Source organism: Geodermatophilus obscurus DSM 43160 (assembly GCF_000025345.1).
Classification (GTDB): Bacteria; Actinomycetota; Actinomycetes; order Mycobacteriales; family Geodermatophilaceae; genus Geodermatophilus; species Geodermatophilus obscurus.
The window spans coordinates 3,537,119-3,552,381 of the sequence record NC_013757.1; the positions used below are offsets into that span (position 1 = coordinate 3,537,119).

10 protein-coding genes are annotated in these 15,263 nt (G+C 73.0%); 7 read left to right on the forward strand and 3 right to left on the reverse strand.

Annotated elements, in window-relative coordinates; translation table 11 throughout:
• Positions 1-19 precede the first annotated feature (19 nt).
• A complete protein-coding gene (gene lipB / locus GOBS_RS16495) occupies positions 20-661 on the forward strand; it encodes a lipoyl(octanoyl) transferase LipB (RefSeq protein ID WP_012949398.1) in 642 nt (213 codons plus the stop codon).
• 64 nt (positions 662-725) lie between these two features.
• Here the strand turns inward: lipB and leuS are convergent, their stop codons facing one another.
• Entirely contained in the window at positions 726-3,617 is a 2,892-nt protein-coding gene (gene leuS / locus GOBS_RS16500; protein ID WP_012949399.1) for a leucine--tRNA ligase, read from the reverse strand.
• 283 nt (positions 3,618-3,900) lie between these two features.
• On the opposite strand from leuS, the gene GOBS_RS16505 reads away from it, so the two are divergent.
• The 3 genes from GOBS_RS16505 to GOBS_RS16515 all read left to right on the forward strand — a co-directional run bounded on the left by GOBS_RS16505 (position 3,901) and on the right by GOBS_RS16515 (position 9,316).
• Positions 3,901-6,306, forward strand: a complete 2,406-nt coding sequence (locus tag GOBS_RS16505) for a putative bifunctional diguanylate cyclase/phosphodiesterase (RefSeq protein WP_243697522.1) — start codon at positions 3,901-3,903, stop codon at positions 6,304-6,306.
• Positions 6,307-7,411: 1,105 nt separating this feature from the next.
• On the forward strand, positions 7,412-8,386 hold the full coding sequence (gene lipA, locus GOBS_RS16510) for a lipoyl synthase (protein WP_012949402.1): 975 nt from the start codon (positions 7,412-7,414) through the stop codon (positions 8,384-8,386).
• A gap of 87 nt (positions 8,387-8,473) precedes the next feature.
• The gene (locus GOBS_RS16515) at positions 8,474-9,316 is read left to right on the forward strand and encodes a DUF4191 domain-containing protein (protein WP_012949403.1); all 843 of its coding nucleotides are present in this window, start codon (positions 8,474-8,476) and stop codon (positions 9,314-9,316) included.
• Positions 9,317-9,367: 51 nt separating this feature from the next.
• On the opposite strand, the gene GOBS_RS16520 is transcribed toward GOBS_RS16515, so the two are convergent.
• Positions 9,368-9,775 (reverse strand): RDD family protein, encoded by a 408-nt coding sequence (locus GOBS_RS16520; RefSeq protein ID WP_243697523.1) that lies wholly within the window; start codon positions 9,773-9,775, stop codon positions 9,368-9,370.
• A 179-nt stretch (positions 9,776-9,954) separates the two neighbouring features.
• On the opposite strand from GOBS_RS16520, the gene glnA reads away from it, so the two are divergent.
• From glnA to GOBS_RS16535, 3 genes are all read left to right on the forward strand, one after another.
• Entirely contained in the window at positions 9,955-11,388 is a 1,434-nt protein-coding gene (glnA, locus tag GOBS_RS16525; RefSeq protein ID WP_012949405.1) for a type I glutamate--ammonia ligase, read from the forward strand.
• A 208-nt stretch (positions 11,389-11,596) separates the two neighbouring features.
• Complete coding sequence (locus GOBS_RS16530) at positions 11,597-13,135, forward strand: NAD(P)/FAD-dependent oxidoreductase (RefSeq protein ID WP_012949406.1); 1,539 nt, start codon at positions 11,597-11,599, stop codon at positions 13,133-13,135.
• Complete coding sequence (locus GOBS_RS16535) at positions 13,132-14,655, forward strand: phospholipid carrier-dependent glycosyltransferase (RefSeq protein ID WP_012949407.1); 1,524 nt, start codon at positions 13,132-13,134, stop codon at positions 14,653-14,655. Before GOBS_RS16530 ends, GOBS_RS16535 begins: the two co-directional genes overlap by 4 nt.
• Before the next feature lie 117 nt (positions 14,656-14,772).
• On the opposite strand, the gene GOBS_RS16540 is transcribed toward GOBS_RS16535, so the two are convergent.
• Entirely contained in the window at positions 14,773-15,114 is a 342-nt protein-coding gene (locus tag GOBS_RS16540) for a hypothetical protein (RefSeq protein ID WP_012949408.1), read from the reverse strand.
• Positions 15,115-15,263: the final 149 nt, after the last annotated feature.

Genomic DNA, 15,263 nt, shown 5'->3' on the forward strand with positions numbered 1-15,263 from the left:
ACGGGCTTAGGCTGGACGAGTGACTGAGCTGCAGGTGATCCGGGCGGGCACGGTCCCCTACGAGGAGGCCTGGGGGCGCCAGCGCGAGCTGCACGCCGCCCGGGTGGCCGGCGAGGGGCCCGACACGCTGCTGCTGCTCGAGCACCCGCCGGTCTACACCGCGGGCAAGCGCACCGAGCCGCACGAGCGCCCCTTCGACGGCACTCCGGTCATCGACGTGGACCGCGGCGGCAAGATCACCTGGCACGGCCCCGGGCAGCTCGTCGGCTACCCGATCGTCCGGTTGGCCGACCCGGTCGACGTCGTCGCCCACGTGCGGCGCCTGGAGGCGGCGCTCATCGAGGTGTGCGGCGGTCTCGGCCTGGCCACCGAGCGGGTCGAGGGCCGCAGCGGCGTGTGGGTGCGCGCCGACGGTCGCGGCCCGGACCGCAAGGTCGCCGCCATCGGGGTCCGGGTGGCCAGGGGCGTGACCATGCACGGGTTCGCGCTCAACTGCGACCCCGACATGTCGGCGTTCGGCAACATGATCCCCTGCGGGATCGTGGACGCCGGCGCCACCTCGCTCACGACCGAGCTCGGCCGCGACGTGACCGTCGCCGAGGTCATCGACCAGGTCGAGCAGGCGGTGCGTGAGGTGCTCACGGCCACCGTCCCCGCCTGACCCGGCCCCCTCCCGAGGCTCACCCCGAGTCTGCGAGGGGTGAGGAGGACGGGGTCCTCCCTCTTCAGCCGAGGACGAAGTTGACCAGCCGGCCGGGGACGGCGACGACGCGGCGCACCGTCTTCCCGTCCAGGTGCGCGGCGACCTTGTCGTCGGCCCGGGCCGCGGCCTCCAGCGCGGCGGCGTCGGCGTCGGCCGGCACCGTCACCTGGGCCCGCACCTTGCCGTTGACCTGGACCGCGACCTGCACGGTGTCCTCGACCAGCCAGCGCTCGTCGGCCACCGGGAACGGGTGCCAGGCCAGCGACTCGCCGTGGCCGAGCCTCGCCCACAGCTCCTCGGCGATGTGCGGGGCCAGCGGCGCGACCAGCAGCACCAGCGGCTCGGCCACCGACCGCGGCACCGCGGAGTCCGCCCCGTAGGCCTGGGTCAGGTGGTTGGTCAGCTCGGTGATCCGGGCGATCGAGATGTTGAACCGCAGCGTCGACATCCCGTCCCGGACCCCGGCGATCGCCCGGTGCAGCGCCCGCAGCGTCTCCTCGGCCGGCTGGATGTCGTCCGCCGCCCGGACCGCGCCGGTCTCCTCGTCGACGACGACCCGCCAGATCCGCTGGAGCAGCCGCTGCGAACCGACGACGGCCTTGGTCTCCCACGGCCGGGACTGCTCGAGCGGGCCGGTCGACATCTCATAGACCCGGAGCGTGTCCGCGCCGTACGCGCCGATCATCTCGTCGGGCGTCACCATGTTCTTCAGGCTCTTGCCCATCTTCCCGTACTCACGGTTGACCGGCCGGCCCTCGTGGAGGAACTGCCCGTCGCGCTCCTCCACCTCGGCGGCGGGCACGTAGAAGCCGCGCTCGTCGGTGTAGGCGTAGGCGGAGATGTAGCCCTGGTTGACCAGCCGCCGGAACGGCTCCTCGCTGCTGACGTAGCCCAGGTCGTGCAGCACCTTGTGCCAGAAGCGGGCGTACAGCAGGTGCAGCACGGCGTGCTCCATGCCGCCTACATACAGGTCGACGCCACCGACGTCGCCGGGCTCCCGCGGACCCAGCCAGTAGCGCTCCAGCTCCGGGTCGACCATCTGCGTGTCGTCGGAGGGGTCCAGGTAGCGCAGGTAGTACCAGCAGGAGCCGGCCCAGTTGGGCATCGTGTTGGTCTCGCGCCGGTACTTCCGCAGGCCCTCGCCCAGGTCCAGCTCGACCGTCGTCCAGTCGGTGACCCGGGACAGCGGCGGCTCCGGCGCGGAGTCGGCGTCGTCGTCGTCGAAGGTCTTGGGCGAGTAGTCGTCGACCTCGGGCAGCAGCACCGGCAGCATCGACTCCGGGACGGCGACCGGCAGGTCGTCCTCGTCGTAGACCACCGGGAACGGCTCGCCCCAGTAGCGCTGCCGGCTGAACAGCCAGTCGCGCAGCTTGTAGGTGGTCGTCGCCTCGCCGTGGCCGTGCTGCACCAGCCAGTCGGTGATCGTCGCGATCGCGGTCGCCTTGTCCAGGCCGTTCAGCGAGATCTCGTCGTTGGCCGAGTTGATCATCGCGCCGGCGCCGGTGTAGGCACCGCCGTCGAAGTCCTCCGGCGGCTGCACCGTGCGGACCACCGGCAGGCCGAAGACCTGCGCGAACTCGAAGTCGCGGTTGTCCTCGCCCGGAACGGCCATGATGGCGCCGGTGCCGTAGCCGGTCAGCACGTAGTCGGCGATGAACACCGGCAGCTCGCGACCGTTGACCGGGTTGACCGCGGTGACGCCCAGCCAGACGCCGGTCTTCTCCCGCGCCTCGTTCTGCCGGTCCAGCTCGGAGCGGCGAGAGGCCTGCCTCTGGTAGTCCCGCACCGCCGCGGCCGGGGTCGCCGCACCGCCGGTCCACCGCGGGTCGGTGCCGTCCGGCCACGCGGTGGCGGTCAGCGTCTCGACCATCGGGTGCTCGGGCGCCAGCACCATGTAGGTGGCACCGAACAGCGTGTCGGGCCGGGTGGTGAACACCTCGATGCTCCGGTCCCCGACGGGGAACCGGATCCGCGCACCGGTCGAGCGGCCGATCCAGTTGCGCTGCATCTGCTTCACCGAGTCCGACCAGTCCAGCCGGTCCAGGTCGGCCAGCAGTCGCTCGGCGTAGGCGGTGATCCGCATCATCCACTGGGTCAGCGGACGCCGGAACACCGGGAAGTTGCCGCGCTCGGAGCGCCCGTCGGGCGTGACCTCCTCGTTGGACAGCACCGTGCCCAGGCCCGGGCACCAGTTCACCGGCGCCTGGTGCAGGTAGGCCAGCCGGTGCGCGTCGACGACCCTCCGCCGCTCCACGCCGTCCAGCTCGGCCCACGGGCGGCCGGTCTCGTTCGTGCCCGGCGCCGGCTCCCGCGTGCCGGCGTCCAGCTCGGCGACCAGCTCCTCGATCCGCCGCGCCCTCCCGGCGTCCTCGTCGAACCAGGACCCGAAGATCTGCAGGAAGATCCACTGGGTCCACTTGTAGTAGCCCGGGTCGATCGTGGCGAAGGTGCGGCGCTCGTCGTGGTCGACGCCCAGCCGGCGCAGCTGCCCCTTGATGGCCGCGATGTTGGCCTCGGTGGTGATCCGCGGGTGCTGCCCGGTCTGGACGGCGTACTGCTCGGCGGGCAGGCCGAAGGCGTCGTAGCCCATCGGGTGCAGCACGTTGGCGCCGTCCATGCGACGGAACCGGCTGGTCGCGTCGGTGCCCAGGTAGCCCAGCGGGTGGCCGACGTGCAGGCCGGCGCCCGAGGGGTACGGGAACATGTCCATCACGAAGGCCTTCGGCCGGTCGGCGACCCGCTCGAAGCCCTCGCTGAGCCGGCCGACGGGGTTCGGCGTGTGGAACGTCCCCTCGGCCGCCCAGCGGTCCTGCCACGCCAGCTCGATCCGCTGCGCCAGGGCGGGCGTGTAGCGGTGCGGCGGGACGTCGCCCACCACCTGATCGGCGCTGGGCTGGTCGGCCGTCTGGCTCATCGTGGTGCTCCTGGTCTTCGGGGGCTCGTACCGGCGGCGGACAGCAAAAGACCCCTCACGCAGGAGGGGTCGCCGTGCTGACTGGGGGTCTCAGGTCAGCACGGCCGCGCAAGCAGGAGCCGCCTGGTCACCCCGCCAGCCTACCGCGCGCGGCCACCCGGCCCGGCCTCACCCGCGAGGGGGATGCCGTCCCCGTCGAGTCGAGACGGGGGCGCCCCCGACCGAGACCACTGACGTGCCATTGACACAGCGGGCCACCACGCCCTCCGGCCGCCTCCTGGCGGTGACGCTGGCGGCCCTGGCCCTGTTCACCACCGGGGTGTGGACCCGGCCGGACGGCGAGGGCTGGGCGATCGCCTACGACCTCGTTCTCTACAACCTGGTCTACGTGGGGGCCGCACTGGTCTGCGCCGCCGCGGCCCGCCGCGCGGAGGCCGACCGGATGGCCTGGTGGGCGATGACGCTCTCCCTCGCCTGGGGGCTCGTGGGCAACCTGGTCTACAGCCTGCTGGTCGCGCCGATGCCCGAGGAACCGTTCCCGTCGATCGCTGACTTCTGCTACCTGGTCTACTACGTCCCGCTCTACGTCGCCCTGATCGGGTTGATCCGCGCCCGCGTCTCGCGGTTCCACGCCAGCATGTGGCTCGACGGCATCGTCGGCGCCCTGGGCGCGGGCGCCGTCGCGGTCGCCGTCCTGCTGGGTCCGGCCCTGGAGGTCACCGAGGGCGACGTCGCCGCCGTGCTCACCAACCTCGCCTACCCGGTGGCGGACGTCGTCCTGCTGGCCCTGCTCGTCGGCGTGAGCGCGATGCTGGGTGTCCGGCGCGAGCGCACGCTGCTGCTCGTCGGCGCCGCGATCGCGGCCAACCTGGTCGGTGACATCGTCTACCTCGACCTCGCCACCGCCGGCGTCTACGTCGAGGGTGGGCCGCTGGACCTCGCCTGGCTCTCCGCGATGGCGCTGTTCGCGCTGGCCGCGCACGGCAGCGACCGGGACACCGTGCAGGCGTCGGCACAGAGCGGCGAGGGGGCAGGCACGCGGGTCGGCTGGCGCGTCCTGGCCCTGCCCCTGGCCTGCAACCTGGGGAGCCTGGTGATCCTCGCCGCCGGCTACGGGGACCGGTTCTCCTCCGCGGCCGCCTGGCTCGCCGTGGGGTGCGTCGTCGCGGCGCTGGCTCGCACCGCGATCACCTTCCGTGAGGTCCGTGCCTTCCACGAGGTCCGCGAGCAGGCCCGGACCGACGAGTTGACCGGCCTGCCCAACCGGCGGGCGCTGATGGACGAGGCCCGCCGGATGGTGGCCACCGCCACCGCCCGCCACCCCGCCGCGCTGCTGCTGCTCGACCTCGACGGCTTCAAGGAGGTCAACGACAGCCTGGGGCACCACGCCGGCGACAGCCTGCTGCGGCAGGTCGGCCCCCGGCTGCGCGACGCCCTGCGGGCCACGGACACGCTCGCCCGGCTGGGCGGCGACGAGTTCGCCGTCCTGCTGCCGGACTCGGCCCTCGACGGGGCCCAGGAGCGTGCCGAGCGGATCCGTGAGCTGCTGCTGCAGCCCTTCACCGTCGAGGGGATCCGGCTGCACGTGGGCGTGAGCATCGGCGTCGCCACGGCCCCCGTCCCCGCGGCGACGGTGCAGGAACTGCTCCGCTGCGCCGACGTCGCCATGTACGCGGCGAAGTCCAGCCGGGCGGGCGTCCGCGCCTACGTCCCCGACCCGCGCGGCGGCATCGGGGACCGCCTGCACACGATGGAGGAGCTGCGGACGGCGCTGGAGGACGGCGACCAGCTCGCCGTCCACCTGCAGCCGCAGGTCGCCCTCGACGACGGCCGCGTCGTCGGCGCGGAGGCCCTGGTCCGCTGGCACCACCCGACCCGCGGCCTGCTCTCTCCCGCCGCACTGCTCCCCGCCGCCGAGCAGGCCGGGTTGCTGCGGCCGCTGGCCGACGCCGTGCTGGAGCTGTCCCTCAGCGCCGCCGCCTGCTGGTGGCGGGACCGCCGCGTGCCCGTCTCGGTGAACCTGTCAGCCGCGGACGTCACCGACCTCGACCTGCCCGCCAAGGTCGCCGGGGCCCTGGCGCGGCACGGCCTGCCGGCCGCGGCGCTGACCCTCGAGCTGGTCGAGGACACCCTCATGGCCGATCCCGACCGGGGGCGTGTCGTCCTCGGTGACCTGCGGCGGCTCGGGGTCCGGACGTCCATCGACGACTACGGCACCGGTTACAGCTCGCTGGCCTACCTGCGCCACCTGCCGGCCGACGAGCTGAAGCTCGACCGGAGCCTCACCCGGGACGTCGGCCGCGACCCGCGGGCAGCGGCGATCGTCCGGCACACCGTGGCGCTCGCCCACGACCTCGGCCTCACGCTGGTGGCCGAGGGCGTCGAGGAGGACGACACCGGTGACGTGCTCGGTCCGGTGGAGGTGCGCAGCCGCACCCGACGACGCCGTCCAGCCCTCCCCCGGCCGCCGTCCCGAGGACCGCACTCGGGGTGTGCCGCCCGCGGTGAGCGGGCAGGATGGCCGCCGACACGATCAACTGGAGGTGCATCCCGTGTTCCGCAAGAAGACGCACGGCCAGATCATCGGCGAGGAGCTGCAGGAGGGCCTCGCCCACATCGGGACGGCGGTGGCGGAGGCCCGGAAGGCGGCGACGGACCAGCTGGCGCCGCGCGTGGAGGCCGCCCGTGAGGCGAGCGGCCCGGCGCTGGACGCCGCCATGGGTGCGGTCGCGCCCAAGGTCGCCGCCGCGGTGGCCGTCGCCGCACCCGCCGTCGAGGCCGCCCGGGACGCGCTGACCCCGCGGGTGGAGGCCGCCCGCGACGCCCTCGGCCCCCGCGTCGTCGCGACCCGCGACGCGCTGACCCCCCGGGTCGAGGCCGCGCGCGAGGCCGCCGCCCCGCACCTGGCCGCCGCGGTGACCGCCGCCCAGGCCGCGGCCGCCAGGGCCGCCACCGACCTGGGCCCCCGCGTCGAGGCCGCCCGCGAGGCGGCGCAGAAGACGCTGGTCGAGGACCTCGTCCCCCGGGTGGTCGCCGCCCAGGCCGCCACGCTGGCCTACGCCGCGCCCAGGGTGCTGGCCGCCCGCGAGGCGGTCACCCCCGTGCTCGAGACCACCCGTGAGTCGCTCGCCTCGGGACTGGGCAGCGCCCGTGACGAGCTCGACCTGCGCCGCCTGGAGCTGGCCGCCGTCACCGCCAAGGCCGCGAAGAAGCGGGGCGAGCTGGAGAAGGCGGCGGCGAAGAAGCGCCGGGAACTGGAGAGGAAGGCCGCCAAGGCGGGTAAGGGGGGAACGCGGAAGGTCGGGATCGAGCCCCAGCCGCGGCGCTGGCCGTGGCTGCTCGCCGTCCTCGGCATCGTCGCCGCCGTGGCGGTGGTGCTGCGCCGTCGCAGCGGCTCCGATGACCTGTGGACCCCCGCCCCCACCGGCGACGGGCCCGTGCCGAGCTACCGAGAGGACCCCCTGCCCATGTCCAAGACCGTTTCCACCGCCCAGACCACGCCTGGCGACGCCACGCCGCCGGACACCGACGCCGGCTCGTGGGCGCAGCAGTCCAAGCCCACCGAGAGCCCCGGCTCCGCCACCCCGGGCACCGCCACGACCAGTCCGGACGACCCGGCGCTGGACACGGCCACCGCCTCCCCGAACGACCAGCCGCAGACCGCCTCCGGTGGGATCGGCTCCGACTCCGAGGACCCGCGCAACCCGGCGACCTGACCGCACCCCGCCCCTGAGCAGCGACGCCCGCCTCGACCGAGGCGGGCGTCGCCGTCTCCAGGGGTACCGTGGTCGATCATGAGCGAGACGGTGGCCCCGACCCCCTCGTCCGACACCCCGCTGGCACCCTCCGGCCGCAAGCTGCTGCGCCTGGAGGTCCGCAACAGCCAGGTGCCGATCGAGCGCAAGCCGGAGTGGATCAAGACGCGACTCAAGACCGGCCCGGAGTACACCGAGCTGAAGTCGCTGGTCCGCCGCGAGGGCCTGCACACCGTCTGCGAAGAGGCCGGCTGTCCCAACATCTACGAGTGCTGGGAGGACCGGGAGGCCACCTTCCTCATCGGCGGCGACCAGTGCACCCGGCGGTGCGACTTCTGCCAGATCGACACCGGCAAGCCGGCCGACTTCGACGCCGACGAGCCGCGCCGGGTCGCCGAGAGCGTCGCCACGATGCAGCTGCGGTACGCCACCGTGACCGGCGTCGCCCGGGACGACCTGCCCGACGGCGGCGCCTGGCTCTACGCCGAGACGGTCCGGCAGATCCACGCCGCCGTCCCCGGCTGCGGCGTCGAGCTCCTCATCCCCGACTTCAACGCCGACCCCGACCAGCTCGCCGAGGTCTTCTCCTCCCGGCCCGAGGTGCTCGCGCACAACGTCGAGACCGTGCCGCGCATCTTCAAGCGGATCCGCCCCGGCTTCCGGTTCGAGCGGTCGCTGGCGGTGATCACCGCCGCCCGCGAGGCCGGGCTGGTCACCAAGTCCAACCTGATCCTGGGCATGGGTGAGGAGCCGCACGAGGTCGTCGAGACGATGCAGGCCCTCCACGACGCCGGCTGCGACCTGCTCACGATCACCCAGTACCTGCGCCCCTCGCCGCGGCACCACCCCGTCGTCCGCTGGGTCAAGCCCGACGAGTTCGTCGGCTTCCAGCAGACGGCGGAGGAGATCGGTTTCCCCGGCGTGCTCGCCGGGCCGCTGGTCCGCAGCTCCTACCGGGCCGGGCGGCTGTACCAGCAGGCCGTCGAGGCGCGCGGGCTGACCCGCTCGATCTGAGGACGTCGCTCTTCGGCCCGCTGCAGCGGCCCGCCGCGAGCTCGCGAGCAGCGGGGGGCAGCGGGGTCCTCCGACTATCCTGTGGGTATGGCACGCAGCAGGCCCACCGACTCCCCCGCGCCCGCCGGCACCGGCAAGGCCGCCACCGGGCCCGGCTCCCGCTTCCGCGGCCGGAGCGGGTCGACCGGGGCCACGGCTTCCGGCCGGGGCGCAGGCAAGGTCGGCAAGGACGGCCGGCCCAAGGTCGGCCGGCTCAAGAAGGTCGGCAACCAGGCCCGCATGATCAAGCAGGCCTACTCGCTGACCCGCAAGAACGACCCCAAGCTGCCCTGGGTCATGCTCATCGCCTTCATCGCGGTGGCCGCCGTCATCGAGCTGATCGCCATCCTCTTCGGGGCGCCGTTCCTCTTCCTGCCCATCGCGATCCTCTTCGGCGCGCTGGCCGCGATGATCGTCTTCGGCCGCCGCGCGCAGGGCTCGGCCTACCGCCAGGTGGAGGGTCAGCCCGGCGCCGCGGCGTGGGTGCTCGAGGGCATGCGCGGCGACTGGCAGGTCTCCTCCGGCGTCGCCGGCACCACGCAGCTGGACGCCGTCCACCGGGTGACCGGCCGGCCAGGCATCATCCTGGTCGGCGAGGGCGTGCCCTCCCGCGTGCGCCCGCTGCTGGCCCAGGAGAAGAAGCGCGTCGCCCGCATCGCCGGCGACGCCCCGATCTACGACGTCCTCGTAGGCGACGAGGCGAGCCAGGTGCCGCTGCGCAAGCTCAGCGCCCACGTGATGAAGCTGCCCCGCAACCTCTCCGGCGGCGAGCTCAACGCCCTGCGCAAGCGGCTGTCCGCGCTCGGCGGGTCGCGGATGCCGGTGCCCGGCGGCCCGCTGCCCGGCGGCCGGCAGATGAGCGTCAGCCAGCGCCAGGTGCGCCGGCGGTAGGACGACGCGACGAGAGCCCCCGTGCCGGCCGGCCCGGGGGCTCTCCTGCGTTCAGTCCCGGACGACCGCGGTGTCGGTCAGCCGGTCGTGCAGCCCGCGCCCATCGGCGTCCACCACGAGGGCGGGCACCAGCACCATGAGCAGGCCCGTGCGGACGACGGCCCGCCACAGCGCCAGCCGTTGCCCGGGCCGCGGGTGGGCCAGCCGCAGCCCGAGCAGCCGCATCCCGGGTGTCTGCCCGAAGGCGACCAGGGTGCCGACGGTGATCAGCGCGAACGACAGCAGGCTCCAGTTGCCGGGCAGCGACGGAGCGGTGAACAGGCCCGCGACCAGCGCCGCGGCGATGGCGTCGAGGGAGAAGGCACCGACCCTGCTGGAGAAGGTCGCCAGCGAGCCGGGACCGTCGGAGGGCAGTCCCAGTGCGGCACCGCGCGGGCGCTCCTGAGAGGGTGGCTGCACGTCCCCGACCATGACCCTCAGCGTAGGAGGCGCCCGCAGGACACCCGCCCGGCCGACGGGCAACGGGGCCGGCGACACGCCGGAAGCCGTTGTTACGGGGCCGAAACACCCGAGACACCCGGGGGCAACCGCCCGCTCGTAGGTTCGCAACCGGCTGTCCGCCCCAACCCGGAGGATCGATGTTCACCAGTCCCGACGAGGTCGCCGCCTACATCCGCGACAACGACGTCGAGTACGTCGACGTCCGCTTCTGCGACCTGCCCGGCGTCATGCAGCACTTCACGATCCCGGCGTCCACCTTCGGGGAGGACACGTTCTCCGAGGGCCTCGGCTTCGACGGGTCCTCGATCCGCGGGTTCCAGGCGATCAACGAGTCCGACATGCTGCTGCTGCCGGACGCCAACAGCGCCTTCCTCGACCCGTTCCGCCGTCACAAGACGCTGAACGTCAACTTCTTCATCCACGACCCGATCACGCGCGAGGCCTACAGCCGCGACCCGCGCAACGTCGCGAAGAAGGCCGAGGCGTACCTGGCCAGCAGCGGCATCGCCGACACCGCCTACTTCGGCGCCGAGGCGGAGTTCTACGTCTTCGACTCGATCCGCCACGGCACCGGGATCAACGAGGGCTACTACCACATCGACGCGGTCGAGGGCTCGTGGAACACCGGCTCGCTGACCGGCGAGAACGGCGGCCCGAACCTGGGCTACAAGACCCGCCCGAAGGGCGGCTACTTCCCGGTCGAGCCCTACGACCACCAGAGCGACCTGCGCTCGACGATGATGACCAACCTGACCGCCGCGGGGCTGCAGCTCGAGCGCGGGCACCACGAGGTCGGCACCGGCGGTCAGGCCGAGATCAACTACAAGTTCGACACGCTGCTGCGCTCGGCCGACAGCCTGATGCTGTTCAAGTACATCATCAAGAACACCGCCTGGGCCGAGGGCAAGAGCGTGACGTTCATGCCCAAGCCGCTCTTCGGTGACAACGGTTCCGGCATGCACTGCCACCAGAGCCTGTGGAAGGACGGCGAGCCGCTGTTCCACGCCGAGACCGGCTACGCGGGCCTGTCCGACATGGCACGGCACTACATCGGTGGGCTGCTCGCCCACGCGCCGTCCCTGCTGGCCTTCACCAACCCGACGGTGAACAGCTACCACCGGCTGGTGCCGGGCTACGAGGCCCCGATCAACCTGGTCTACTCGGCCCGCAACCGCTCGGCGTGCACCCGCATCCCGATCTCCGGTGACAGCCCCAAGGCCAAGCGCATCGAGTTCCGGGTGCCCGACCCGTCGGCCAACCCCTACCTCGCCTTCTCGGCGATGCTGATGGCCGGGCTGGACGGCGTGAAGAACAAGATCGAGCCGCCGGCCCCGGTGGACAAGGACCTCTACGAGCTGCCGCCCGAGGAGGCCCTGGGCATCGAGAAGGTCCCGGCCTCGCTGGACGCCGTCCTCGACCGGCTCGAGGTCGACCACGAGTACCTCATCGACGGCGGGGTGTTCACCCCCGACCTGATCGAGACGTGGATCGAGTACAAGCGGGAGAACGAGATCGACCCGATCCGGCTGCGTCCGCACCCCCACGAGTTCGCGATGTACTACGACATCTGAGCCCGGCACTCCGCTCCGCGGCCCCCGCCCTCGTACAGAGGGCGGGGGCCGCGGTGCGTCCGCGGGCACAAGGCGGCCCGGCCGCCCGGGAGCGGACCCCGGTACCGTGCAAGCCGATGTGTCAATCCCCGGGGACGAGGTCGTCCGCGACGGTCGGAGACGTCCCGACCGCGTCGTCGTGGGTCCAACAGCGAGAAGGCGAGAGTTCATGACCACCGACGGCAACCGCACCAGCGTGGCGGTGATCGGCGCCGGACCCGCAGGGCTGACCGCCGCCTACGAGCTGGTCCGTCGCCAGGTCCCGGTCACCGTGCTGGAGGGTGACTCGATGGTGGGCGGCATCAGCCGCACCGCCGAGCGGGAGGGCTGGCGGTTCGACATCGGGGGTCACCGGTTCTTCACCAAGGTCCCCGAGGTGGAGGCCCTCTGGCACGAGATCCTCCCCGACGAGGACTTCCTCCTCCGGCCGCGGATGAGCCGCATCTTCTACGACGGCAAGCTCTACGACTACCCGCTCAAGGCCGGCAACGCCCTGGGCAACCTCGGCCCGGTCGAGGCCGTGCGCTGCGTCGCGTCCTACCTGTGGGCGCGGATCCGCCCGCCGAAGAACCAGGACACCCTCGAGGGCTGGATCGTCGCCCGCTTCGGTAAACGCCTCTACCAGCACTTCTTCAAGACCTACAACGAGAAGCTCTGGGGCGTCCCGGTCGACCAGCTGCCGGCCGACTTCGCCGCCCAGCGGATCAAGAACCTGTCGCTGACCGGTGCGGTGATCAACGCGCTGACCCCCAAGCGCAACCAGAAGGACATCACCTCCCTCATCGAGGAGTTCCAGTACCCCAAGTACGGGCCCGGGATGATGTGGGAGACCGCCGCCCGCAAGGTGCAGGAACGCGGCGGCACACTGGTCATGGAGGAGAAGGTCCGGACCGTGCACTGGGAGCCCGGTCGCGGCGTCACCGGCCTCACCACCGAGGTCACCGGCGGCTACGGCTCCGGCGCGGGCGCCCCCGACGCGACCCGGACCGACATCGGGGCCGAGAAGCACTACGAGGCCGACCACGTCATCAGCTCGATGCCGTTCTCCTCGCTGGTGCACGCCCTCGACCCCAAGCCCCCGGCGGAGGTGCTGGCGGCGGCCGACGGCCTGAAGTACCGCGACTTCCTCACCGTGGCGCTGGTGCTCCCGGTCGAGGCCGGCTTCCCGGACAACTGGATCTACATCCACTCCCCCGACGTCCAGGTCGGCCGGATCCAGAACTTCGGCTCCTGGTCGCCGTACCTGGTCAAGGACGGGCGCACCTGCCTGGGCCTGGAGTTCTTCGTCAACGTCGGCGACGACACCTGGAACCGGTCCGACGAGGACCTCATCGCCCAGGGTGCCCGTGAGCTGGAGCAGCTCGGGCTGGCCAAGGCCGCCGACGTCGAGCGCGGCTTCGTCGTCCGGATGCCGAAGGCCTACCCGTTTTACGACGCCGGGTACAAGGACAACGTCGAGGTCATCCGGCGCTGGATGGAGACGAACACGCCGAACCTGCACCCGGTCGGGCGCAACGGCATGTTCCGCTACAACAACCAGGACCACTCGATGATGACGGCGATGCTGACCGTGCAGAACATCGCCGACGGCACCAAGCACGACATCTGGGACGTCAACGTGGAAGAGGACTACCACGAGGAGGTCTCGTCCAAGCGCTCGGACGCCACGGCGGACGACCACGGGAGCCCGCGCCCGACGGCGGCGTGAGCCAGGTACCCGGCGCCCGCCGCCGGCCCGAGCCCCTCGAGGGCGGCGGGCCGGCGGCGGGCGCCTCCGCGTCCGGGGGCGGGACGTCCACCCGCCCGGGCCCGGGCACCCGCGCCGTGCGGCTGGCCCGCCGGCACCTGGCCTTCCTCCTGCTGCTCGCCCTGGCGGCCGCCGCCCGGGCCTACGTCACGGCGGCGTACTCGACGGCCCTGTGGTTCCCGGACTCGGGCACCTACGTGGACCGCGCGGCGTGGGTCGAGCCCGCCGTCGACCGGCCGTGGGGCTACTCGGCCTTCCTCGCCCTGCTGAACCCGGTGACGACGTACCGCGAGGTGGCCGTCGTCCAGCACGTCCTCGGGCTGGCGGTGCTGGTGCTGGTCTACGTGCTGCTGCAGCGCCGCGGCGTCGCGCGCTGGGTCAGCCTGCTGGCCGTCGTCCCCCTCGGGTTCGACGCCTATCTGCTCGACATCGAGCACTTCATCCTGGCCGAGACGCTGTTCGTGTTCCTCATGACCGCCGCGGTGGTGCTCCTGCTCGTGCGCCAGCGCCCGGGGCCGCTGCTGGTCGCGACGGTCGGCGTCCTCATGGGGCTGCTGACGCTCACCCGCTCGGTCGGGCTGTTCCTCGTGGGCGTCCTGTTCGTCTACCTCGTCGTCCGGTTGCTGGTGCGGACCCTGCGCTGGACGGCGGTCGTGGCGTTCGTCGGCGGGGTCGCGGCGGTGCTGCTGCCCTACGCGGTCTGGTTCGGCAGCGTCCACGGCTCGCCGGGGCTCACCGCCTACACCGGCCACTTCCTCTACGGCCGGGTGGCCACCTTCGTGCAGTGCGAGGAGCTGGACGTGCCCGCGCGGCTGCAGCCCCTCTGCCCGACGGACCCGCCCGAGGAGCGGCGCCCCGGCGACCAGTTCGTCTGGTTCGCCGACAGCCCGGCCAACGCGGTCGAGAGCGGCGTCCGGGTGTGGTCGGAGGACGACCTGCGGGAGTTCGCCCTGGTCGCCATCAAGGGGCAGCCGCTGGACTACCTGCGCCAGCTCGTGTCGGAGACCGTGCACTACGTCGAGCCCGGCCGGGTCTCCGGCCCGCAGGACACCTGCCCGACCTGGTGGGCGTTCCCGTACCCGGAGCCGGTGGAGCAGTACGACTGCACGCCGGTGCTCGCCCCCGGGCCGTACGGCTACGACGAGGAGATGGTCGGCAACCTGCGCTCCTACCAGCGCTACTTCTACACCCCGGGTCCGGTGCTGGGCGTCTGCCTGCTCGTGGGCCTCGGCGCCCTGCTGGCGCGCCGGCGCGGCTGGCAGGACCGGCTGGACCCGGCCCTCCTGGCGCTGCTGGGGCTCACCCTCATGGCCGGTCCGGCAGCGACCGCCTCGTTCGACTTCCGCTACGTGCTGCCCACGCTGGCCGTCCTGCCCCCGGCCGCTGCCCTGGCGCTGCGCGGGGTCTCCCTACGGCGACGGCGGGCCGAGCGGGCTGCCGCGGAGGAGCCCCGGCCGGAGCCCGCACCGGCGGCCGGCTGACGTACCTCGATCCCGTCCCGGGCCCCGCCGCGAGCCTGGTGAGTGGAAGGACCCCCTTGCCCCCCACCGCTCGCGAGCTCGCAGCGGGCCCCTGCAAGCGGGCCGAGAAATCCTTCTTCAGGCTGCGTCGCCCTCCAGGCCGAGGTCCTCGAGACCGGCCATGACCTCGTTGGTCTGCAGGGTCACCAGCCAGGCGAGCGCGTGGTCCTCCACCGGCCGGCCCGAGACGTCGGCGATGGCCTCGAGCTGGGCGGCGACCAGACCACGGGCGGCCTGGTAGACGTCGGCCGCGCTCACCGCCGTCCCGAGCTCGGCGAGCCAGAGCCGGCCGTCCCGCAGCACGCGGACCTCCGGCCGGCTCCCGACCCCGAGGTCGGCGGCCGCGCTGGCGAGCAGGGACATGCCGGCGCGCAGCTCGGTGCGGCGATCACGACGGCGGGGCGACGACGGCACGGACACGGGTGCCACCTCTCGGACGGGCCCGTGGGGCCACGGCTACGTGCCCTCGATCTCGGCAGTCCCGGGCGCCGGCCGGACGGCTCGGCACACGGATGTGACACCGCGGATCTCCCGTGACGGGCGAGCCGGGTCGTCGCACACGGACGCGG

Bases quoted from the DNA above. Each gene is read 5' to 3' on its own strand.
- leuS (WP_012949399.1), bottom strand. From the start codon at position 3,617: ATGAGCCAGACGGCCGACCAGCCCAGCGCCGATCAGGTGGTGGGCGAC.
- lipA (WP_012949402.1), top strand. From the start codon at position 7,412: ATGAGCGAGACGGTGGCCCCGACCCCCTCGTCCGACACCCCGCTGGCA.
- GOBS_RS16515 (WP_012949403.1), top strand. From the start codon at position 8,474: ATGGCACGCAGCAGGCCCACCGACTCCCCCGCGCCCGCCGGCACCGGC.
- glnA (WP_012949405.1), top strand. From the start codon at position 9,955: ATGTTCACCAGTCCCGACGAGGTCGCCGCCTACATCCGCGACAACGAC.
- GOBS_RS16530 (WP_012949406.1), top strand. From the start codon at position 11,597: ATGACCACCGACGGCAACCGCACCAGCGTGGCGGTGATCGGCGCCGGA.